14 protein-coding genes are annotated in these 22,624 nt (G+C 64.8%); 7 read left to right on the forward strand and 7 right to left on the reverse strand.

Annotation, left to right across the window (positions count from 1 at the left end):
- The first annotated feature begins 72 nt into the window (after positions 1–72).
- From rfbC to KQ661_RS06260, 7 genes are all read left to right on the forward strand, one after another.
- Positions 73–636, forward strand: a complete 564-nt coding sequence (gene rfbC / locus KQ661_RS06230; RefSeq protein ID WP_216685937.1) for a dTDP-4-dehydrorhamnose 3,5-epimerase — start codon at positions 73–75, stop codon at positions 634–636.
- Positions 637–824: 188 nt separating this feature from the next.
- Positions 825–2,183 (forward strand): NAD(P)H-dependent oxidoreductase, encoded by a 1,359-nt coding sequence (locus KQ661_RS06235; RefSeq protein WP_216679850.1) that lies wholly within the window; start codon positions 825–827, stop codon positions 2,181–2,183.
- Positions 2,184–2,242: 59 nt separating this feature from the next.
- Complete coding sequence (locus KQ661_RS06240) at positions 2,243–3,451, forward strand: ATP-grasp domain-containing protein (RefSeq protein WP_216685938.1); 1,209 nt, start codon at positions 2,243–2,245, stop codon at positions 3,449–3,451.
- A 105-nt stretch (positions 3,452–3,556) separates the two neighbouring features.
- On the forward strand, positions 3,557–8,479 hold the full coding sequence (locus tag KQ661_RS06245; protein WP_216685939.1) for an InlB B-repeat-containing protein: 4,923 nt from the start codon (positions 3,557–3,559) through the stop codon (positions 8,477–8,479).
- 152 nt (positions 8,480–8,631) lie between these two features.
- Positions 8,632–8,931, forward strand: a complete 300-nt coding sequence (locus tag KQ661_RS06250) for a hypothetical protein (RefSeq protein ID WP_216685940.1) — start codon at positions 8,632–8,634, stop codon at positions 8,929–8,931.
- Positions 8,886–9,431 (forward strand): hypothetical protein, encoded by a 546-nt coding sequence (locus KQ661_RS06255; RefSeq protein ID WP_216685941.1) that lies wholly within the window; start codon positions 8,886–8,888, stop codon positions 9,429–9,431. The genes KQ661_RS06250 and KQ661_RS06255 overlap by 46 nt, the downstream gene beginning before the upstream one ends.
- Positions 9,432–9,479: 48 nt before the next feature.
- Positions 9,480–10,103, forward strand: a complete 624-nt coding sequence (locus KQ661_RS06260; RefSeq protein ID WP_216685942.1) for a hypothetical protein — start codon at positions 9,480–9,482, stop codon at positions 10,101–10,103.
- Between the two features lie 26 nt (positions 10,104–10,129).
- On the opposite strand, the gene KQ661_RS06265 is transcribed toward KQ661_RS06260, so the two are convergent.
- The 7 genes from KQ661_RS06265 to KQ661_RS06295 form a co-directional block, all read right to left on the reverse strand.
- Positions 10,130–11,503 carry a T9SS type A sorting domain-containing protein gene (locus KQ661_RS06265; protein ID WP_216679855.1) on the reverse strand — a complete coding sequence of 458 codons (1,374 nt, stop codon included), beginning with the start codon at positions 11,501–11,503 and terminating at the stop codon, positions 10,130–10,132.
- Positions 11,504–11,802: 299 nt separating this feature from the next.
- On the reverse strand, positions 11,803–12,810 hold the full coding sequence (locus KQ661_RS06270) for a glycosyltransferase family 2 protein (protein ID WP_216685943.1): 1,008 nt from the start codon (positions 12,808–12,810) through the stop codon (positions 11,803–11,805).
- A 169-nt stretch (positions 12,811–12,979) separates the two neighbouring features.
- Positions 12,980–14,209 carry a glycosyltransferase family 61 protein gene (locus KQ661_RS06275; protein ID WP_216679857.1) on the reverse strand — a complete coding sequence of 410 codons (1,230 nt, stop codon included), beginning with the start codon at positions 14,207–14,209 and terminating at the stop codon, positions 12,980–12,982.
- 55 nt (positions 14,210–14,264) lie between these two features.
- Complete coding sequence (locus KQ661_RS06280; protein WP_216679858.1) at positions 14,265–15,473, reverse strand: glycosyltransferase family 61 protein; 1,209 nt, start codon at positions 15,471–15,473, stop codon at positions 14,265–14,267.
- Between the two features lie 111 nt (positions 15,474–15,584).
- Positions 15,585–16,535: a GDP-L-fucose synthase family protein gene (locus KQ661_RS06285; RefSeq protein ID WP_216679859.1), complete on the reverse strand. Its 951-nt coding sequence runs from the start codon at positions 16,533–16,535 to the stop codon at positions 15,585–15,587.
- Positions 16,536–16,587: 52 nt separating this feature from the next.
- Entirely contained in the window at positions 16,588–17,703 is a 1,116-nt protein-coding gene (gene gmd, locus KQ661_RS06290; protein ID WP_216679860.1) for a GDP-mannose 4,6-dehydratase, read from the reverse strand.
- A gap of 248 nt (positions 17,704–17,951) precedes the next feature.
- On the reverse strand, positions 17,952–22,160 hold the full coding sequence (locus KQ661_RS06295) for an Ig-like domain-containing protein (RefSeq protein WP_216685944.1): 4,209 nt from the start codon (positions 22,158–22,160) through the stop codon (positions 17,952–17,954).
- Positions 22,161–22,624 lie beyond the last annotated feature (464 nt).

A 22,624-nucleotide genomic window follows, 5' to 3' on the forward strand; every position in this document is an offset into this window, starting at 1 on the left:
TACGCTCAGCATGATGGCCGAAACCAAGAATCAACTGCCAATAATCAACCCTTCAACCTTGCTTTTGATACGATGAAATTTACCGAAACCAAACTCTCCGGGGCCTTCATCATCGACGTGAACCGGCTGAGTGATGAGCGCGGCTTTTTTGCCCGCTCTTGGTGCGAAGACGAGTTTGCTGCCCACGGCATTGCCATGCCGCCGCAGCAGGCCAACCTGTCCTTCAACCCGCGCCGGGGCACGCTGCGCGGCATGCACTACCAACTGCCCCCCTACGAGGAAACCAAGCTGGTGCGCTGCACCCGGGGCGCGATTCTGGACGTGATAGTGGACCTGCGCGAGGAGTCGCCCACCTTCCGGCAGTGGATAGGGGTGGAGCTCACGGCCGACAGCTACCGCATGCTGTTTGTGCCCGGCCGCTTCGCCCACGGCTTCCTCACCCTGGAGGATAATACCGATGTATGCTATCAGGTATCGGCCAAATACACGCCCGGGGCCGAGCGCGGCCTGCGCTGGGACGACCCCGCCATCGGCATCCGCTGGCCCTTTGAGCCCGTGCTCATCTCCGAAAAAGACCGGGCGCACCCCGATTTTCAGGGGCGGGCCGTGCCGGGGCAGGAGCTGGTGACTGCTTGAGCCGGGCGCACCGGTCTGACCGCCCTCGGCGGTCAGACCGGTGCGCCCGGCCAAACGAACCCCGAACCAACCCAGCGGCGCAAGCTCGGGCGAACCCTAATGGCGCTTGCACCAACCGGTCTGACCGCCCCAGGCGGTCAGACCGGTTGGTGCCCCCAAATTGCTTTTCTCACCTCTCTTTCTGCATCATGATACTCGTTGACAATGCCTTGAAGAAACGCCAGCAGGCCGGCCAGCCCATTCGGGTGGGCATGGTGGGCGCGGGCTTTATGGGCCGGGGCGTGGCCCTGCAAATTTGCCGCTATGTGCCCGGTATGGAGCTGGTGGCCATTGCCAACCGCACCATTGGGCAGGCCCGCCGGGCCTACCACGAGGCCGGCGAGCTGGGCACTACCGAGGTAAGCTCGGTGCACGCGCTGGAAGCCTGCATTGCGCGGGGCGAGCGCGCCATCACCGACGATGCGCTGCTGCTGAGCCGCGCCGAGGGCATCGATGCCATCATCGAGGTGACCGGGGCGGTGGAGCACGGCGCGCAGGTGGTGATGGAGGCCATCCGCCACGGCAAGCACGTGGTGCTGCTGAATGCCGAGCTGGACGGCACGGCCGGCGCCATTCTGAAAGTGTACGCCGACCGCGCCGGCGTGGTATACACCGTGAGCGACGGCGACCAGCCCGGCGTGACCCTTAATCTGGCGCGCTTCGTGCTGGGCCTGGGCGTGAAGCCGGTGCTGTGCGGTAACATCAAGGGCCTGCACGACCCCTACCGCAACCCCACCACGCAGGAGGGCTTTGCGAAGCAGTGGGGCCAGAACCCGAGCATGGTCACGAGCTTCGCCGACGGCAGCAAAATCAGTTTCGAGCAGGCCGTGATTGCCAACGCGCTGGGCATGGAAGTGGCTCGGCGCGGCATGTACGGCCCCACCGTGGCCCCGGGCACGCCCATTAGCAAGGCCGCCGAATGGTACCCCCAGGAGCGCCTGCTGGACGGCGGCCCCGGCATTGTGGACTACGTGGTGGGGGCCGAGCCCGGCCCCGGCGTGTTCATCCTGGGTACGCACGACGACCCCATTCAGCAGCACTACCTCAAGCTGTACAAGCTGGGGCCGGGGCCGCTGTACTGCTTCTACACGCCCTACCACCTGTGCCATTTCGAAACGCCGAACTCGGTGGCGCGGGCGGTGCTCTTTGGCGATGCCTGCCTGGCCCCCGCCGGCGCGCCCAAAGTAGAGGTGATAACGGCCGCTAAAATTGACCTGCGGGCCGGCGATATGCTCGACGGCATCGGCCATTACATGACGTATGGGCTGGCCGAAAACTATGCTGTGGCCCGCACCGAAAACCTGCTGCCCATTGGCGTGGCCGAGGGCTGTCGCCTGCTGCGCGACATTCCCAAAGACCAGGTGCTGACCTACGACGACGTGGCGCTGCCCCCCGGCCGCCTCATCGACCTGCTGCGCCGCGAGCAGGAGCTCTATTTCAACCCGCCCATGCTGGCTGCCACTACCGCGCCGCTCGTGCCCGCCGGTTTTGCCCTGGCCAACCTGTAGCCATCAACCAGCAACTAACGCTGCCTTTTTTTCTGCCCTTTTACCGAAGCCTCATTGCCATGAACCCCGCTCTGGTTGAATTTTTGAAACACCCCGGCCAACTACCCGCGCGGCCGGATGCCGCCGCTGCCGCTCCGGCCAAAACCGCCGTTCCGCGCCCCGCCACGGCTCCGCTCACGGTGCTGGTGCTGGAGGGCGAGTACCGCCTCACCGGGGCCGTGCTGTTTTGCCTGAGCCGGCAGCCGGGCGTGCGGGCGCATCTGCTGTCGCGCGATGCGCGGAGCCCGTACCAGTTTTCGCACTACGTGCGCTCGTTTCACCTGCTGGGGCCCGAGAGCCCGGCGGAGGTATTCGTGGCCTTCGTGCAGAATGCCGCCCATGCCACCGGGGCCGAAGTGCTGCTGCCGGTGGATGTGGCCGGCATGCGCTTCGTGATTGAGCACCGCGCGGCGCTGGCGGCCGCCGTGCCGCTGCTGCCGCTGCCGGCCGCTGCATACTACGAAATTGCCACCGACAAGGGCCTGCTGGGCGTATTCATGCAGGAGTACAACATTCCCGCGCCCGATACCATCGTGGATATCTGGCACAACCTGGCGGCCAAGCTGGCGCAGTTCGAATTTCCGGTGCTGCTGAAACCCATTGAGGGGGCCGGCGGCCGGGGCATTGTGCGCTACGCCACGCCCGAGGCGCTGCTGGCCGCCGTGGCCGCGCTGCCCGACGGCAGCCGCTACATTGTGCAGAACTGCATCGAGGGCTACGACATCGACTGCAACGTGCTGTACCAGAACGGGCAGCTCGTTGCTCATTCCATTCAGAAGGGCCTGGTGGCTACCGGCGACGAGTACGCGCCCACCGAGGCCATCGAATTTGTGCACCACGATGCTGTGCTGGCCGTGGTAGACCGCCTGATGAAAGCCCTGCGCTGGAACGGCGTGGCCCACCTCGACCTGCGCTACGATGCCCGCGCCCGCCAAATCAAGGTCATCGAAATAAACACCCGCTTCTGGCTCACGGTAGTGGGCTCGGCACTGGCGGCGGGCGTGAACTTTCCGCTGCTGGCCTGCCAGGTGGCGGCCGGCCGGGCGGTGGCCCCCGCACCGTTTCGGGAGGGACGCTACATCCCGTTTGCCAACTACCTGAAGTACCGCTACGGCCGCCGCGTGCGCCGGGCCGATGACGTGCAGTTTGCGCTGCGCGATACCAGCGTGGGCGCTTTTCTGGGTGACCCACTCACCAAGCTTTACCGCTTCCTCACCGACGAGGACTAGGCCCGCGTGGCCCCGGCTACGGCCGGGCCACGCGGCAGCCGCCGATACCCATTCATTTTTTACCCACCTCACGCTTACCTCCGATGCAGTTGCACCCTTTCCGTTATGAAAAATATTTTTACCGCCATTTTCTGCGCGTTGCTGCTGCTAGGCAACGCGCAGGTGCAGGCCCAGACGCCGCCCACGGGCTTCACTTCCACCACCGTTTCCTCGGGCTGGAATGAGGCGGTGGGGCTGACTTTCAATAGCAGCGGCAGCAAGATGTTTGTGTGGGAGCGGCCGGGCAAAGTCTGGGTGGTGGTGAACGGCCAGCGCCAGCAGCTGATTGACATTTCGCCCGAAGTAGGGGCCTGGGCCGACCACGGCTTGCTGGGCTTCGCCCTCGACCCGAACTTCGACGCCAACGGCTACATGTACCTGCTGTACGTGGTGGACCGGCACTACCTGCTGAACTTTGGCACGGCCAGCTATAGCGCCACGACCAACAACTACTACAGCGCCACCATTGGCCGCATCACCCGCTACACGGCTACGCCCAGCGGCACGGGCTACACCGTGAACCCGGCCAGCCGCAAAATATTGCTCGGGGCCACCAAGTCCACGGGCATTCCCTCGACCCACGACGGCCACTGCACCGGCTCGCTGGTGTTTGGCACCGATGGCACGCTGCTGGTCTCAACCGGTGACGGGGCCCACTGGGCGCCGGATTTAGGCAGCTACAACGAAACCTACTACGCGGAGGCGTTGGCCGATGGCATCATCTCCGCCAAGGAGAACGTAGGCGCCCTGCGCGCCCAGCTGGTAGACTGCCTAAGTGGTAAAATCCTGCGCCTGGACCCCGCCACCGGCAACGGTGTGGCCAGCAACCCCTTTTATGACGCCGCCAGCCCCGGCGCGCCCCGCTCCAAAGTCTGGACCCTGGGCCTGCGCACGCCCTTCCGCATGAGCCTGCGGCCCGGCACCGGCAACCCCGACCCCGCCCAGGGTAACCCCGGCACGCTCTACGTGGGCATGGTGGGTGCCTCCACCTGGGAAGAAATAACGGTGGTGGACCGCGCCCGCGTGAACCTGGGCTGGCCGCTGTTTGAGGGCCTGACGCCCTATTCGGCGTTCACCAACTCGAACGTGTATAACCTCGATGCGCCCAACCCGCTCTACAACACGGGCGGCTGCACCAAGCAGTTCTTCTACTTTCAGGACCTGTTGAAGCTGGCCACGCCGAGCGGCACGGCTACGTTCACTAATTCGTGCAATACGTCGCAATCGATTCCGGCTAGCATTCCCACGTTTGTGCACACCCGGCCGCTCATCGACTGGGGCCACGGGCCGGGGCCGTCGCGCACGGGCACCTTCAGCGGGCAAACGCCCACCACGGTTAATATCGGGGCGGCGGACTCGCCGGTGAGCGGGGCGCAGTTCGGGGGTAATTCGGTGACGGGCGGGGTGTTTTATCCCTACAGCGACTTTCCGGCCCCGTACGCCAACTCCTACTTTTTTGGGGACTACGTGGGCGGCTGGATTAAGAGCATGACCGTGAACAGCAGCAACCAGCCTAGCGCGGTGCGCAGCTTCGTGGACAGTGGGGCCGTGCCGGTGTTTTTTGGCACCAGCCCAAGCGAAACGGGCCTGTTCTACGTCAACTTTTACCCTTCGGAAATTCGCAAAATCAGCTACGTGACTACCGGCAGCCCGCCGGTGGCGGTGGCTACGTCCAACAAAACCTATGGCCCCGGCCCGCTCACGGTGCAGCTCACCGGCAGCAATTCGACCGACCCCAACGGTAGCCCGCTCACCTATAGCTGGAATTTCGGCGATAGCACGGCCACCAGCGCGGCGGCCAACCCCAGCCACACGTTTTCGCCGGCTACTTCGGCCGCCACGCAATACACCGTCATGCTCACCGTGACCAATTCCCAGGGCCTGACCAACCAGGCTTCGCTGACGATTTCGGCCAACAATACCCCGCCGCAGGTCACCATTACCAGTCCGGCGGCGGGCACAGTGTACCCGCTCACGGGCAACACCACCTACCAGCTGCGGGCCACCGTGGTCGACAATGAGCAGAGCGGCCACCTACTATTCTACAAGTGGCAAACGGTGCTGCACCACCTCACGCACCTGCACCCCGACCCCGTGGACACCACCCGGCAAACCAGCACCATTGTGGGCCCCTACGGCTGCGGGGCCGAAGCCTACTACTATACCATTGCCCTGACCGTGACCGATGCCGGCGGGCTTTCGACCACCCAGCAGGTGCGCCTCGACCCCGACTGCACCACGCCCAGCTTCACGCTCGTTGATGCCGACGCCGCTTCCGACGCCGACATTCAGCCCCTGACCAATGGGGCCATTCTCAACCTGGCCACGCTGCCCACTCGCCACCTGAACATCCGGGCCAATGCCGACCCGGCCACTACCGGCAGCATGGTGTTTTCCCTCACCGGCCCGCAAACCCAGGCCGTGACCGATAACGCGGCGCCCTTCGCGCTGTTTCTGGATGTGAACGGCGACTACAACTCCTGGACGCCGCCGGTGGGCAACTACCAGCTCACGGCCACCGGCTACAGCGGGGCCAATGGCAGCGGCACCGCCCGCCCGCCCCTCACCATAAACTTCACGGTGACGGATTCGAACGCTCCCGGGCCGTTTGCGCTCACCACGGCCACGGTGGGCACCGGCACCGTGACCAAAAACCCCAATGCCGCTACCTATGCCAGCGGCAGCACGGTGAGCCTCACGGCCACGCCGGGGGCGGGCTACACCTTCGCGGGCTGGAGCGGCGATGCCAGCGGTACGGCCAACCCCCTTGCCGTGACGATGACGGCTGACAAATCCATCACGGCTACCTTCACGGCTACCTCGGGCGGGGGCGGCTATACTTTCTACCGGGCCATCAACCTGGGCGGGCCGGCCCTCACGCTGGATGGCAACGCCTGGGGCGGCTCCACGGCGGCCAACTATTCAACCAACGGCTCAACCTTCGAGAACCAGGCCGTGGCGCTGGTGCCCACCACCGATGCCGTGCGCGCGGGCATGATTCAGCAGGCTGTTTTCGGCCCCGACCTGAGCGTGGCGCTCTCGGCCGTGCCCGCCGGCACGTACCAGGCCTACCTGTACGTGTGGGAAGACAGTGGCCCCGAGGTAATCAACCTCTCGCTGAACGGGCAGGTTAAGCTGAGCAACTACAGCACCGGCCCCGCCGGTACCTGGAACCGGCTGGGGCCCTACAACGTGACGCTGGCGGCCACGGGCTCGGTGCAGTTCACCAGCACCGGCGGCTGGCCCAATTTTTCGGGCATGGAGCTCTGGCAGCAAACCGGCGGCACGCCCACCAGCTACACCCTGACTACCGCCACGGTAGGCAGCGGCACCGTGACGAAAAACCCGAATGCCGCCACCTACGCCAGCGGTACGAGCGTGAGCCTGACGGCCACGCCCGCCGCCGGCTACCAGTTCAGTGGCTGGAGCGGCGATGCCTCGGGCACGGCCAACCCGCTATCGGTGACGATGACGGCCAACAAGAACATCACGGCCACTTTCACGGCCCTTCCGGCCGGGCAAAGCGTGACGAGCTACACGCTGATAAACGCCGACACGAATGGCGACATTCAGGCCCTTGCCGCCGGCACGACGCTGAACCTGGCCACGCTGCCCACGCGCAACCTGAACGTGCGGGCTAATACCAACCCGGGCACCGTGGGCAGCGTGGTATTCACCCTCAGCGGCGCAGATACGCAGAACCAGACCGAGTCGGTCGTGCCTTACGCGCTGTTTTCGGACAATGGCGGGGTGTATAATTCCTGGACGCCGGCGGTGGGCAGCTACACGCTCACGGCCACGCCCTACACGGCCGCTAGTGGCGGGGGCACGGCGGGTACGCCGCTTACTATCAGCTTCAGCGTGATTGACCAGGCGGGCACTGCCTACACGCTGGCCACCAGTACCGTGGGCACGGGCACGGTGACGAAAAGCCCGAATGCGGCTTCCTACGCCAGCGGCTCCACAGTGAGCCTGACGGCCACGGCCGGGGCGGGTTATCAGTTCAGCGGCTGGAGCGGCGATGCCACGGGTACGGCCAATCCGCTGACGGTGACGATGAATGGAAATAAATCCATCACGGCCACCTTCACGGCTACCCCGACCACTACCTACACGCTGGCCACCAGCACGGTGGGCACGGGCACAGTAACGAAAAGCCCGAATGCGGCTTCCTACGCCAGCGGCAGCACAGTTAGCCTGACGGCCACGCCGGGAGCAGGCTTCGCCTTCACGGGCTGGAGCGGGGACGCCAGCGGCACGGCCAACCCGCTGTCGGTAACAATGAACGGGAACAAGGCCATCACGGCCACGTTCACGGCGAGTTCGGGCGGGCAGCAGCTCACGGGCTTCGTGCTGGTGAACGCGAGCAATGGCACCGACATCCAGGCCCTGACCACGGGGGCGGCGCTGAACCTGGCCACGCTGCCCTCGCGCAACCTCAACGTGCGGGCCACAACCAGCCCGGCCACGGTGGGCAGCGTGGTGCTGACGCTGAGCGGGGCGGCCACGCGCAGCCAGACCGAGTCGGTGGCGCCATACGCGCTGTTCGGCGACAACGGGGCGGGCACCTACAACGCGTGGACGCCGGCGGTGGGCAGCTACACGCTCACGGCCCAGCCCTACACGGGCGGCGGGGGCGGGGGCACAGCGGGCGCGGCGCTCACCATCAGCTTCAGCGTGAGCGACCAGGCGGCGCGGGTGACCCTGGCCAGTGGTGGTAGCAGCGCGTCCGGGGTGGCGTTGGCGGTGGCGTACCCCAACCCCTCCGCCGACGGCCGCTTCTTCCTGCGCCTGCCCGAGGTCTTGCAGGGCGCGGTGCATTACCGCCTGCTCACGGCCCTGGGGGCCACGCTGGCCACCGGCATCCTCCCGGCCGAGGCCCCGGTGCAGCACCTCGATTTCGCGCACGAAATCAATGCCGCCGGACTGTATTACCTGCTCCTCGAAAATAACCACGCCGCCGCCCGGCTCAAGCTGCTGCGGCAGTGATGGCGGCTTGGCACATCGCCGGCCAGGGGAGTATCGGAATGATGATTTTCTTCTCGAATCGGATAGTCTATTACTCTCTTTACCCTCGCGGTCCGGTCCGGACCGCGGGGGATTTTTTCGCCCGTTTCAGTTCTCTTCTTCAGTCCCCCGATATGGTGCACCGCTTATACTCCTGCTGGCTGCTGAGCTGCTGCTGGGCCGCACTGCTGGCTGGCCCGGCTACCGCCCAAACACGCATTCTATTCGTCGGCAACAGCTTCACGCACGGCATGTACGAGTCGGTGCTGAACTATAACGCCGCCGCCATCACCGACGAAAACCACAGCCAGCCGCCCGGCAGCCCGCGCTATCAGTTAGACCCCGCCACGCCCGGGCCCTGGGGCGGCGTGCCGGGCATCTTCAAAAAATGGCCGACCAGGCCGGCCGGCCCTATGATGTCCCCATCGAATTAGTGAATGGTGCCTCGCTCGTGTACCACTACACCAACGCCCTGGCCGTAGTGCAGCCGGGGCCGTGGGACCAGGTGGTGCTTCAGGAAAGCAGCACGCAGCCCCTGCTCGTGGCCCGCACCGGCCAGCCCGCCAGTTTTCTCACCTACGCTACCCGCCTCGAGCAGGCCGTGCACACCGGCAGCCACGCCGCCCGGGTCTACCTGTTTCAGACCTGGCCCCGGGCCGACATGACCTACCCGGCCGGCCAGCCCTACTCGGGCCTGCCCCTCGATACCATGATGCGCGACCTGCGCCGGGCCTATGCCTACCTGGCTGCCCAAAACTCGTGCTTCGCCGCCGTGGCCCCCGTGGGCGATGCCTGGCTGCGGGCCATACAGGCCGGCGTGGCCCAGCGCAACCCCTATAATCCCAGCCCCGGCCCGCTGAATCTGTGGGGCCCCGACCATTTCCACGCCAGCAAGTGGGGCTCTTGCCTGGCCGCCTGCGTGTTGTTTGCCTAGCTCACCAGCCTCGACCCGCGCCTGCTTGGCCCCACCGAGCAGGCCGCCGTGGCCCTCGGCATCACCGCCGCCGCCGCCGTGGCCTTGCAGCAAATTGCGTTTCAGCAGGTATTCGCGCCCGCCGGACCGTTGCCCGTGGTGCTCACCGCGTTTACCGCCCAGCGCCAGGCCACCGGCGTGCACCTGCGCTGGGCCACCGCTAGCGAACAACAAAATGCCCGTTTCGAGGTGCAGCGCAACGCCGATGGCCGGGCCATTGCCACCTTGCCGGGGGGCGGCACCACATTTCAGCCCACCAGCTATACCCTACTCGATGCCGCCGCCCTGCCGGTCCTCTACTACCGTCTGCGGCAGGTAGATGTGGGCGGCACGTCCACGTTGTCGCCGGTGGTGGCGATGGGGCCGGGGGCCGTAGCGCCGGTGCTGCTCTACCCCAACCCGGCCCGGGAGCGGCTCCTCATCACGGGGGTGGCCGCTACGGCCCCATCGCATGCACAACCACCTCGGCCAGCTATTGCGCCAGGGCAATATGCCCGCCGGGCCGGCCACCGTAGAGCTGGGCGGCCTGCCCGGCGGCCTCTACCACCTGGAGCTGGAAACGGCCTGCGGCCCCGTACGGCGCACGTTTGCGCGCGAGTGAGGTCGGTGCGAATCAGCGCAAACCGTCATTGACGGCCTTACTTGTTTCCTGGGTCCCGCTACGGCAGCACGAAACGCCCCGCGTAGCTGCCGCCCGCGTTCACGAGGTGCAGCACGTAGGTGCCGGCTGCCAGCCCTGCCACCGGCACGGTGCCGGTGCCCGAAGCCGCCAGCGGATACCGCCCCAGCCGCTGCCCCATAATGGAATACAGCACCAGCTCCTCGGTTCCGGTGGCCGGGCCGGCGAAGGTGTAGTGCAACTGGCCGTCGGCGGGCGTGGGCACAAAGGCCTGGAGCATGGCCGGGGCCGCGCCGGGCACCACGGCCACCACCCGCACCGGCGAGTAGGTGCGCGTGCCATCCACATCTACCTGCTGCAGGCGGTAGTATAGCTTGGTGAGGTTGGCGGGCAGTTGCTTGTCGTTGTATTGATAAGCCTGCGGCAGCGTGGTGTTGCCGTGCCCGGGCAGGTGGGCCAGGGCGATGAATTCCCGCCCGTCGGCGCTGCGCTGCACCACAAATTCCTTGTTCTGCTCCTCGGTGGTCGTGTTCCAGTGCAGCTGCACCGCGCCCGGCCCTAGCGGCTCGGCCAGAAACGCCGTGAGCCGCACCGGCAACGGCGGGGCAACGACTACGAAGCTGATAGTCAGCCCTGAGCCCTGGGTGCCGCCGCCCTGCGGCGCATCAAAAACCGTGGCCGTGAGCGTGTAGGTGCCACCCACCGGGGTCCAGGCGGTGTAGTTGCCATTTAAGTCGCTGTACAGCGCGTACGGAGCTACATTTTCGATGCCCGAGTGAGTTTGGGGGCCGGTGAGGTCGAAAACCACGCTGCCCACCGTGGCCGGTGTGGTATTGGCCCGAATGTTCAGGTTGCGGGTGGGCAGTGTGGCCAGCGTGAGGATTGTGCCGGACGTCAGGGGCTGGATGTCGCCATTCGTATCAGCATTCACTAGCGTGAAGCCCGTGATGCCGCCCACCGAATTCACCACCGTGAAGCTGAGCGTGAGGGGCGCGCCGCCGGCCCCCGTCCCATCGGGCCCATCAAACGGGGTAGCCAGCAGCGAGTAGCTGCCCACGGGCGGCGACCACGGGAAGTAGTTGCCCTGGAAATCGCTGAACAGCGCGTAGGGCACGATATTTTCCGTCGCGTTGCGTGTTTGGGCTCCGCTTAGGGCAAACACCACGCTGCCCGGCAGGGGCAGGTCGGTATCGGCCCGGATGTTGACGTTGCGGGTAGGCAGCGTGGCCAGGTCTATCACGATGCCCGGCGTCAGGGCGAAAAGGTCCAGGTTGTTATCGGCATTCACCAGCGTGAAGCCGATAATGGAGGCCGCTGCCACCGTGGTGCCCGTACCCGCTACCCAAGCCGGCAGCAGTGGCGTTGCCCAGGCAAAAAAGCTGATTAGCAGTGATAAGTAGACCTTGATTTTCATAATGCGGAAAGCGTTAAAGTGAGTACTTCATCGGCCCAGCCGGGCACGGGTTTCCAGGGGTATTGCCAATCGATGGTTTATAAAAAATATAATATATATAATTAAGTAATAAATATCAATTTTTCTGATTTTTATTTTAGTTAGTGTGAAATTTTTTAGGTGACTGGTCCGGTAGTGGCAGGCAGGCTGCGTGCTGCCCTGGCTACACTAGCCCACACGGCTACTGCCAACTGTGCAGGCGTTTAAAATCGACCTGATAAACAGAGTATTGCTCTAATAACGAGGTGTTTATATCGCCGCTAAACAGCAGTGGCCGGGGCGTGCGCCGGCCGCCGGGGAGCCACCGCCACCCGCGCCGCCGGCCCCGGCTGTGCCGCCCGCGCCTGAATGAGCGCCCGCGTGGCCCAGATGCCGCCCCGGTGCTGCCATACATACCGGTAGGCGCGCAGCGAGGGCCGCTCCAGCAGCAGGCAGTAGAGCAGAATGCCCAGCTGCCGGGGCAATGCCCGCAGCCACAGGCCTGGCAGCTGCCGGGCCGGCGGGTTCTTGAGCAGCAGCAGCCACTGGTTTTTCACGGCATCGGCCTTGATGGTGCCATTCAGGCGCAGGCGGCGGCGCAGGTCGGCGGGTCGGAACTCGCGCGGGTGCAGGGCCCGGCAGGCGGGCTCAAACACGGTGCTCCAGCCGTAGAGGCGGCCCCGCCAGGCAATGTCCCAGTCCTCCTTGTGGGCAAAAAACCGTTCGTCGAAAAACTGCCCGTCCACCCGCAAATCATCGATAAAAGCGCGGTGGTAGAGCGGCAGCGCGCCATCGGCCCCGTCTACCGGGCCGGCCGTGAGGACGGTTTCGGCCAGCGGCTGGCCGTGGTGGCGCAGCCGGAAGCGGCCGTCGGGCAGGGCATCCAGCCCGGTGCTGTCGATGCGTGGGGCGGCCCCGGAGTTTTGCAGCAGCAGGCCGCATACCGTGCCCGCGCCGGGGTGGGCACGCAGCGTGGCCATGGCTCGGTCCAGGTAGCTCACGGCCATTTCAATGTCGGGGTTCACCAGCAGCACGGCCTCCGAGATGGTGCGGTCGAGGGCGTAGTTGTGGCCGCCGCAGAAGCCGGTATTGCGCGGCAGCGGGTGCAGGTGCACGCGGGCATCGGTGGCGGCCAGGGCGGCCACGCGGGCGCAGGTATCATCAGCCGAGGCATTATCGACCACCCACACCTCAAAATCGGCATACGTTTGGGCCAGTATCGAGCGCAGGCAGGCTTCGATGACGTCGGCGCTGTTCCAGCTGACGACGGAAATCAGAACGGATGGCATGGTGAATTTGGGCGAAGGCTTGAGGTTGGGCTGGCGTTGGCCCCGGTCCGACCGCCCTAGGTGGTCCGACCGGTTGTCGGCAGCGCACTGTCGGCGGGGGCTGGGCGAATGAGCATCGGTGGTGCTTCAACCGGTCGGACCGCCTAGGGCGGTCAGACCAGACCCGGGTTTACGCATTCACCGGCTGGCGCAGGGCGGCTTCCACGGTTTGGCGCAGGGCTTTCAGGTCCACGGTGAGGTCGTCCTGGCGGTCGGCGGTGGCGCGGTGGCGCGAGCCCGCGTCCGGCATGCAGATGATGGGATAGTGCGGCATGCCCAGGCGGGCCGTGAGGTCGAGGTAGTCGGGCACTACCAGGTTGCGGGGCAGCAGCTCGATGAGCGGCGTGCCCTCGGCACAAAACAGAATGTTGGCCAGGCCCGCGCCCACCGGTCCCACCACCGCCCGCGCCCCGGAAAACAGGGCCGCCTTCTCGCGAAAGCTCAGCTCGGTGAGGGCGTAGCTCTCGAAGCCGTATTCGGCCAGCAGGTCCTCCACCTCGGCCTCGTTGCGCACCCGCCGAAAGGAGGCATCGCGCCGGCTCACGTACACCAGCGGGCTGAAGTGGGTGGCGTGCGCCGCCGTGGTGGCCAGGGGCCGGAAGGCATCCTTCATAAACTCGCCCACCCAGCGCGGGGCGTGGTGGCCGGTGCCGCGCACCGGCGAGGTAAGCAGCAGCCGTTGGGCATGCAGGTGGGTGGTGGTTTGCAGGTCGATAATCTGCTCGTTGCGAATGCCCAGCGCCAGCAGGGTTTCCATCACGAAGTGCTGCTCGCGGTTGTAAATCAGGAAGTAGTCGATTTCGTCCCACAACCCGGCTTCTTCCACCAAATGCAGGCGGGGCAGCGAGTCGAGCAGCCAGTGGTAGTAATTGCCCACGGCCGTGCCGCCGCCCGACAGCAGGCTGCACACCGTGCCCGAAACCTGGCCCGGCGGCCGGAAGTAGCGCTGCCGGAAAATGGGGTTTTCCGCCGGTGGGGCCACCGCGAAGCTGCCTGCCGAAAATTGCAGCGACACATCGCCCACCAGGTAATTATCGGCCGCTATCACGGCCAGGCTGCCAAAATGGTCGGCGTTGATGCGGGCGTCGGGCAGCAGCAGCACGAATGCGGCTGGTACTTCTTCCCGTTCGGCAATGCACTTGTAGTAGGGCGGGGCCAGGGCCACAAACGCGTCGGGCACGGTGAGGTGCGAAGTGTAGCCGGGGTATACTTCCACGTAGTGCGCGCCGCTGCCGGGCTGCTCGGCCAGGGCTTTGGCGGTGGGGTGCACGCCGGTGGGGCGCAGGTGTTCGTTGTGCGGCACCAAGCCCCGCAGCAGGTGGCCGGTGTGCCGTTGGGCCCGGGTAAATAGTTCTTGCATAATAAGATAGGTTAACTGGTGGGAAGCGTTAAGCTCGACGGGGGCTGGCCCGGCATCACAGCACCTGGTGCAGGCAGCTGCTGAGGGCGTTGAGGTCCACGGTGAGATTTTCGCGCCAGCCGGCGCGGCGCGAGGTGAGCGGGCCATTGGCGGCATCGGCCACCAGGTAGCGGTGGGGCAGGCCCAGGCGGAAGCACAGCTCGGGGTATTCCACTACCGTGAAGTGCTTGGGGAACAGCTCGACCACCGGCGTGCCGGCCGGGGCAAACACCAGGTTGGCCAGACCCGCGCCGGTGGGGGCCACCACGGCCCGCGCCCCGGCAAACAGCGCCAGCTGCTGCCCAAAGCTGTAGTCGCCCAGCACGTGCGTCTCGAAGCCGTAGGGGCGCAGCAGGGCTTCCACATCGGGCTCGTTGAGAACGTGGCGGGCGGGGGCGTCGCGCCGGCTCAGGTACACGTAGGGGCTGAAAGTTTGGGGCGCGGCGGCGGCGCGCAGCTCGTCGCGCAGGAAGGAGCAGGCCCATTGCGGGGTGTGGGTGCCCGCGCCGCGCACGGGCGAAGTCACCAGCAGGCGGTCGGCCACGAGGTGGCGGTGGGTGCGCAGGTCGAGCACCTGCTCGGGCCGGATGCCCAGGGCGCGCAACGAGTCGGCCACGAAGCGCCGCTGCCCATCGTACACCAGAAAATAGTCGATTTCGTCCCAGAAACCTGCTTTTTTCAGCAGGTGCAGGCGCGGCAGCGAGTCAATCAGCCAGTGGTAATAGTTGCCCATCGCCGCCCCGCCGCCCGACAGCAGGCTGGCCACTGTGCCGCGCACCCGGCGCGGCTCCGAAAACCAGCGCTGGGCAAACACGTTGTTTTCCTCGGGCCGGGCCAGGTCCGAGCGCCGGGGGTCGTACTGAAACGAGGCATCGCCCACCAGCCGGTTGTCGGCGCTGATGACGGCCACGCTCAGGGCGTTGTCGGCCAGCAGGCGGCCCTCGGCCAGGGCCAGCACGAAGGCCGCCGGGGTCTGCTCCAGGCGGTTGGGCTTGGCATGCAGGCCGCCGTAGTCGGTGGTGTGGGCATACAGGTCGGGCGTCACATTGAGGTGCGATATCTGCGTGGGGTACACCTCGGTGTAGCGCGCCCCGCTGTCGGGCCGGGTGGCCACGCCCCGGCTGCTGGGGTGCACGCCCACGGGGCGGTAGTGCTGGCGGCGGGGCAGCAGCTCGCGCAGCAGGCGGCCCGCCCGCTGCTGCCCACGGTTCAGAATATCAGTCATTTTCACAGCGGAAAAAGGATGAAGGCGGATGGTGGTCAGGAGGTGTATTGGTTTAGCCCGTCATGCCGAGCGCCGCCGAGGCATGACGGGCCTTTATCGCCAGTCTACCGGCTACTGCACGGGCACGGCCTGGTTGGCGGCCTGCCACTCGGCCGAAGCCAGCACCTGGCGCAGGCCGGCGTGCAGCGAAATGCGGTGGCGCCAGCCCATTGCCTCTATCCTGCTCACATCGAGCACCTTGCGCATGGTGCCGTCGGGCCGCGAGAAGTCGAAGTAGATTTCGCCGGCAAAGCCCGTGAGGTCGGCAATGAGCTCGGCCAGCTCACGGATGCTCAGGTCGTCGCCGGTGCCCACGTTCAGGGGGGCGGCTTCGTCGTAGTGGTCCATCAGGAAGAGGCAGGCCTCGGCCAGGTCGTCCACGTGCAGGAACTCGCGGCGGGGGGTGCCGGTGCCCCACACGTCCACGCGGGGCCGGTGGTGCTGCACGGCTTCCTCAAACTTGCGGAGCAGGGCGGCCATCACGTGCGAGCTTTCTAGGTCGTAGTTGTCGTTGGGGCCGTAGAGGTTGGTGGGCATCACCGTGATGAAGTTGCACCCGTACTGGTCGCGGTAGGCCTCGCACATCTTCACGCCCGCGATTTTGGAAATGGCGTAGGGCTCGTTGGTGTGCTCCAGCGGGCCGGTGAGAATGTACTCTTCGCGGATGGGCTGCGGGGCCAGCTTCGGGTAGATGCACGACGAGCCCAGGTACAGCAGCTTGCGCACGCCGCAGCGGTAGCTTTCGTGCAGCACGTTGGCCTCAATCATGATGTTTTCATAGATGAAATCGGCCCGCAGGGTGTTGTTGGCGTGGATGCCGCCCACCTTGGCGGCGGCCAGTAGCACGTACTCGGGCCGGTTTTTGGCAAAAAAGCGGGCCACGGCGGCCTGGTTGGTCAGGTCGAGCTCGGCCGAGGTGCGGGTGATGAGGTTGGTGTAGCCCCGGCGCGTGAGCTCGCGCAGCAGGGCCGAGCCCACCATGCCCCGGTGGCCGGCGATGTATATGCTGGAAGTCTTTTCCATGAGTAAAAAAGCGAAGTCGGAACGGAGGAAGGGTGTACGGGGCCGGGCCCGGCTACTCGTCGTGGTAGTTGAGCACGGCGTGACCGGCTTGCAGCAGCACGGTATCGCGCCGGAACAGCGTCAGGTCGCTCTGCACCATGTCGCTCACCAGGCCGGCCAGGTCATACTTGGGCACCCAGCCCAGCTCGGCTCGTGCCCGGCTGGGGTCGCCGATGAGCAGCTCTACCTCGGTGGGGCGGAAGTAGGCCGCGTCCACGGCCACCACTTCCTGGCCGGCCCGCAGCTGGAAATCGGGGTTGTGGCAGGCTACCACGTAGCCCACTTCGGCCACGCCCTCGCCCGCAAAGTCTATTTCTACGCCCAGCTCGGCGAAAGCCAGCCGCACAAACTCGCGCACCCGGGTGGTTACGCCGGTGGCAATCACGTAGTCGCGGGGCTCGTCCTGCTGCAGCATGCGCCACATGGCCTCCACGTAGTCCTTGGCGTGGCCCCAGTCGCGCCGGGCGTTCAGGTTGCCGAGGTGGAGGCGGTCCTGCAGGCCCAGCGCGATGCGCACCACGGCCCGCGTAATTTTGCGCGTGACAAAGGTTTCGCCCCGGCGCGGGCTTTCGTGGTTAAACAGGATGCCGTTGCAGGCATACAGGCCGTAGGCCTCGCGGTAGTTTACCGTAATCCAGTAGGCATAAAGCTTGGCCACAGCGTAGGGCGAGCGCGGGTAGAAGGGCGTGCTCTCGCGCTGCGGCACCTCCTGCACCAGCCCGTACAGCTCGGACGTGCTAGCCTGATAGAGCCGGGTTTTTTTGCCCAGGCCCAGAATGCGGATGGCCTCCAATAGGCGTAGCGTGCCCAGCCCGTCCACATCGGCCGCGTACTCGGGCGTGTCGAACGAAACCTTGACGTGTGACATGGCCCCGAGGTTGTAAATCTCGTCGGGCTGCACTTCCTGCACGATTCTAATCAGGTTCGTGGCGTCCGACAGGTCGCCGTAGTGCAGCTTGAAGCGTACGTCCTTCTCGTGCAGGTCCTGGTACAAGTGGTCGATGCGGTCGGTGTTGAACATCGACGAGCGGCGCTTGATGCCGTGCACTTCGTACCCTTTAGCCAGCAGCAGCTCGGCCAGATAGGCCCCGTCCTGGCCCGTAATTCCAGTAATTAATGCACATTTCATAAGCAGCGATGAAAATTAGGGGAGAAATGACCTTCAGATACCTCGGATAGCCTTGGTGATAGCAAGATAGTAAATTATATCAAGATTCATATATTAATAATGTTTTTAAATATGCTATCGACAAAAAAAACCTGTTATACTACCGGGTATGCTTCCGGGTAGGGCGGGCGGCCCGAAACCAAAAAAGCCTGGCCGCAGGGGCCAGGCTTTTGAGCAGGTGCGCGTTGCGCGATAATCAGGCGTGCAGACTAGGGCAGCGGGGTGGCTTGTTTCCAGAGTTCGATGCCCGAGATGTTGGCCATGCCGCCGGTGGTGCCAATGTTCACGGTGCCATCGGTCACGTTGGCCGTGAAGGGGCCGAGGCGGTCCCAGTGGCCGGCCGAACCGGAGTTGTAGTTGCTCAGCACAGTCTTGCCTTCGAGGGAGATGCTGAAGTTTTCCGCATTGTTGTCCTCCCACACGTACAGAAACACGCTGTAGGTACCGCTCGATACGCCGCCCAGGGCCAGGCCCGTGTCGCCGCCGTACATCGATGCGCGAATCATGCTGGCGCGGGTGGCATCGGTGGAAGGCGTCAGGGTCACGTTCTGGTTGGCAAACGTGGTGAGGCCGGTAGCTTTGAAGTTAGAAGCGCTGGCGCTGGCCGCCCAGCTCTTGCCATCGAGGGTGATGGCCTTGCCCCCCAGGTTCACGGCACGCACAAAGGTGGGCGGCGTGGTAGTAGGCGGCGTGGTTGTAGTAGCGGCCGTCACGGTCACCGAAGAAACGGCGGTGGAGGTAGCGGCGCCGGCGTTGTTGGTGGCGCGGGCCGTTAGGCTGAGCGTGCCGGCCGCAGCGGGCGTGAAGCTGAGGGCGTAGGGAGCCGTCAGGTCTTCGCCGAGCTTGGTGGCGCCGCTGAAGAACTCGACTTTGGTGATGGTGCCGTTGACGGCCGCAGCGGTGGCCGTCAGGTTCAGGGCCGTGCCCACGGTGCCGGTGCTCGGGGCGCTCAGGCTAACGGTGGGGGCGCTGGGTGCGGTAGTGCCCGCGTTCTGCTTCCAGATTTCGATGCCCGAGAGGTTGTTGTTATTGCTGCTCACGGTGCCGATGTTGATGGTGCCGTCGGTGATGTTGGCCGTGAAAGGGCCGAGGCGGTCCCAGTGGCCACCGTTGCCGCTGCTGTAGTTCGACTGCACGGTCTGGCCTTCGAGGGTAATGTCGAGGGTCACCGGGTTGTTATCCTCCCACATGTAGAGGTACACGCTGTAGGTACCGCTGGCCACGCCGCTCACGGCAGCGCTAATGTTCGTGTCATACACCGAAGCGCGAATCATGGCCGCACGGGCGGCGTCGGTGGCCGGGTTCAGGGCGACGCCCTGGTTGGCGAAGGGCGAGCCGTTGATTTGGAAGTTGCCGGCGCTGTTGCCGTCTTCCCAGCTCAGGCCGTCGACGGTGGTGGCCGTGCCGCCTACGTTAATGGCGCGCACGAAGGTGGCGTTGGTTGGCGTGGTGCCGGTGCCCGTGGTGGTCGGCGTGGTTGTAGTAGCGGCCGTCACGGTCACCGAAGAAACGGCGGTGGAGGTAGCGGCGCCGGCGTTGTTGGTGGCGCGGGCCGTTAGGCTGAGCGTGCCGGCCGCAGCGGGCGTGAAGCTGAGGGCGTAGGGAGCCGTCAGGTCTTCGCCGAGCTTGGTGGCGCCGCTGAAGAACTCGACTTTGGTGATGGTGCCGTTGACGGCCGCAGCGGTGGCCGTCAGGTTCAGGGCCGTGCCCACGGTGCCGGTGCTCGGGGCGCTCAGGCTAACGGTGGGGGCGCTGGGTGCGGTAGTGCCCGCGTTCTGCTTCCAGATTTCGATGCCCGAGAGGTTGTTGTTATTGCTGCTCACGGTGCCGATGTTGATGGTGCCGTCGGTGATGTTGGCCGTGAAAGGGCCGAGGCGGTCCCAGTGGCCCCCGTTGCCGCTGCTGTAGTTCGACTGCACGGTCTGGCCTTCGAGGGTAATGTCGAGGGTCACCGGGTTGTTATCCTCCCACATGTAGAGGTACACGCTGTAGGTACCGCTGGCCACGCCGCTCACGGCAGCGCTAATGTTCGTGTCATACACCGAAGCGCGAATCATGGCCGCACGGGCGGCGTCGGTGGCCGGGTTCAGGGCGACGCCCTGGTTGGCGAAGGGCGAGCCGTTGATTTGGAAGTTGCCGGCGCTGTTGCCGTCTTCCCAGCTCAGGCCGTCGACGGTGGTGGCCGTGCCGCCTACGTTAATGGCGCGCACGAAGGTGGCGTTGGTTGGCGTGGTGCCGGTGCCCGTGGTGGTCGGCGTGGTTGTAGTAGCGGCCGTCACGGTCACCGAAGAAACGGCGGTGGAGGTAGCGGCGCCGGCGTTGTTGGTGGCGCGGGCCGTTAGGCTGAGCGTGCCGGCCGCAGCGGGCGTGAAGCTGAGGGCGTAGGGAGCCGTCAGGTCTTCGCCGAGCTTGGTGGCGCCGCTGAAGAACTCGACTTTGGTGATGGTGCCGTTGACGGCCGCAGCGGTGGCCGTCAGGTTCAGGGCCGTGCCCACGGTGCCGGTGCTCGGGGCGCTCAGGCTAACGGTGGGGGCGCTGGGTGCGGTAGTGCCCGCGTTCTGCTTCCAGATTTCGATGCCCGAGAGGTTGTTGTTATTGCTGCTCACGGTGCCGATGTTGATGGTGCCGTCGGTGATGTTGGCCGTGAAAGGGCCGAGGCGGTCCCAGTGGCCACCGTTGCCGCTGCTGTAGTTCGACTGCACGGTCTGGCCTTCGAGGGTAATGTCGAGGGTTACCGGGTTGTTATCCTCCCACATGTAGAGGTACACGCTGTAGGTACCGCTGGCCACGCCGCTCACGGCAGCGCTAATGTTCGTGTCATACACCGAAGCGCGAATCATGGCCGCACGGGCGGCGTCGGTGGCCGGGTTCAGGGCGACGCCCTGGTTGGCGAAGGGCGAGCCGTTGATTTGGAAGTTGCCGGCGCTGTTGCCGTCTTCCCAGCTCAGGCCGTCGACGGTGGTGGCCGTGCCGCCTACGTTAATGGCGCGCACGAAGGTGGCGTTGGTCGGCGTGGTGCCGGTGCCCGTGGTGGTCGGCGTGGTTGTAGTAGCGGCCGTCACGGTCACCGAAGAAACGGCGGTGGAGGTAGCGGCGCCGGCGTTGTTGGTGGCGCGGGCCGTTAGGCTGAGCGTGCCGGCCGCAGCGGGCGTGAAGCTGAGGGCGTAGGGAGCCGTCAGGTCTTCGCCGAGCTTGGTGGCGCCGCTGAAGAACTCGACTTTGGTGATGGTGCCGTTGACGGCCGCAGCGGTGGCCGTCAGGTTCAGGGCCGTGCCCACGGTGCCGGTGCTTGGGGCGCTCAGGCTAACGGTGGGGGCGCTGGGTGCGGTAGGCGCGGTTGGGGTAGTGGGTGTGGTAGCGCCGGGGTCCAGCGTGATGCCATTCTGTTGCAGCTTTTGGTTCCAACGCGTGAACTCATCCCGCTCGGTTTGGAGGGTGATGGGGTTCGGCAGGTGGATGGTACCGGTGGCAATTCGAAAGCCGTAGTCGCCCTCATCCTGACGGTCCTGAAAAGGACTATTGCGGCCCCATTGCACGTAACCAATCGTGTTGTTGGTTACGGACTGGTTCGTGAATGTTCCGCTCTGACCGTAGTAGTCGAATACGGCAACCCCGGTGTAAGTGGCATTCAGGCGCGAACCGTCGGGCATCAGGCCGCTGGTCACTAGGCGGTTGTCGTAGTAATGTACATCATGGCCGCCGGCGATGTTCATGGCCGAGTTGCAGGTAGATACGAACTGGTTGTTGTACGACTCGAAGAAGCCTTGGGTGTTACTCTGAGTACCGTCGATTATCATGCCGGTGCCCGTAAAATCGCTGCCGTTGGCCGGGTAGGGGTACGCTCCCTGCACGTAGTTGTCGTGGATGCGGACGGGGCTGGCCGCAGTGCCCCCGGAGTTGTAGAAGTTGATATTGTCCTCTACAAGCGACTGGTTGGGCTCGTTGATGACCTGATTCCAGGCCACTTCTACGTTCGCCAGGTTCGGCACCTTGTCTGCCCCCAGGAAGTTAGAGAATTCGCTGCCGCTGTTGTTGCGGAAGCGGCCGTCGATGTTTTTGGCCGAGTTGTACCGAACCGTAAGGGTTTGGGCCGTCGAACCGTTGCCGCTCCACTGGTAGATGGCAATGCCAGTGGTTTGTTCGAGGTAATTGTGCTCAATTACCACCGACTTAGCCGAGTTAACCTCCACGAAGCGGCCGTGGCGAACCCCGTCGGCGCTTTGGGTGAGGCCATACGCTTTGTTGTTGCGGACAGTGATACTGCTGCCGCCGTTCTTCGCATCAATGATGTCGCCGGCGCCCGCCAGCACACAGTTCTCGATGATAACAGGCTGGGTGGTCTGAATAGTGATAACGGGCACCGAAGAGTTGGTGCTGCGATAATTGCCGGAATAGGTGCCGCCCTGTGTAATAACCAAGGGGCTGGAGTACGTAATGTTGGGAGCCTGTGCGAAGGCTGGTTTTAGGCCCGGTAATAGGGCGAGGAGCGCAACAAGAGCAGTTGAAAGAATGCCGGCCAAAGGATGCGGCGCAGAAAGAAGAGCGGAGGTGTGCTTTGAAATTTTTTGCATTCTTGAAAAACTTGAAACGAAAAGAATGATTGGCGATGGCCCCCTCAACCTAGCCAAAAATCTATTTGTTCCAAGCGTTCGAATTGTATTTGTTATATATCATAAAATGCAATTTTTTATTGTACATGCGTAAGCTGTCCTGATTTGAAAAGCTTTCCAAGTTTGAGAATGCGTTGTTGGATGCCCGTTAATAAATGGCTGGCCTCTGGGGAAATCAATCCTTTGATGCCGTAATCAACATAATTGGCGGATTTTTTTCATTCTGCCCGACAACGAAATGAGCGGCTGGCGCTAATGAGAAACTCGCAGGT

Source organism: Hymenobacter siberiensis (assembly GCF_018967845.1).
Lineage (GTDB): Bacteria > Bacteroidota > Bacteroidia > Cytophagales > Hymenobacteraceae > Hymenobacter > Hymenobacter siberiensis.

Excerpts from the sequence above, each read along its gene's own strand:
- rfbC (WP_216685937.1), top strand. The coding sequence starts at position 73 with ATGAAATTTACCGAAACCAAACTCTCCGGGGCCTTCATCATCGACGTG.
- KQ661_RS06235 (WP_216679850.1), top strand. The coding sequence starts at position 825 with ATGATACTCGTTGACAATGCCTTGAAGAAACGCCAGCAGGCCGGCCAG.
- KQ661_RS06240 (WP_216685938.1), top strand. The coding sequence starts at position 2,243 with ATGAACCCCGCTCTGGTTGAATTTTTGAAACACCCCGGCCAACTACCC.
- KQ661_RS06245 (WP_216685939.1), top strand. The coding sequence starts at position 3,557 with ATGAAAAATATTTTTACCGCCATTTTCTGCGCGTTGCTGCTGCTAGGC.
- KQ661_RS06250 (WP_216685940.1), top strand. The coding sequence starts at position 8,632 with ATGGTGCACCGCTTATACTCCTGCTGGCTGCTGAGCTGCTGCTGGGCC.
- KQ661_RS06255 (WP_216685941.1), top strand. The coding sequence starts at position 8,886 with ATGGCCGACCAGGCCGGCCGGCCCTATGATGTCCCCATCGAATTAGTG.
- KQ661_RS06265 (WP_216679855.1), bottom strand. The coding sequence starts at position 11,503 with ATGAAAATCAAGGTCTACTTATCACTGCTAATCAGCTTTTTTGCCTGG.
- KQ661_RS06270 (WP_216685943.1), bottom strand. The coding sequence starts at position 12,810 with ATGCCATCCGTTCTGATTTCCGTCGTCAGCTGGAACAGCGCCGACGTC.
- KQ661_RS06275 (WP_216679857.1), bottom strand. The coding sequence starts at position 14,209 with ATGCAAGAACTATTTACCCGGGCCCAACGGCACACCGGCCACCTGCTG.
- KQ661_RS06280 (WP_216679858.1), bottom strand. The coding sequence starts at position 15,473 with ATGACTGATATTCTGAACCGTGGGCAGCAGCGGGCGGGCCGCCTGCTG.
- KQ661_RS06285 (WP_216679859.1), bottom strand. The coding sequence starts at position 16,535 with ATGGAAAAGACTTCCAGCATATACATCGCCGGCCACCGGGGCATGGTG.
- gmd (WP_216679860.1), bottom strand. The coding sequence starts at position 17,703 with ATGAAATGTGCATTAATTACTGGAATTACGGGCCAGGACGGGGCCTAT.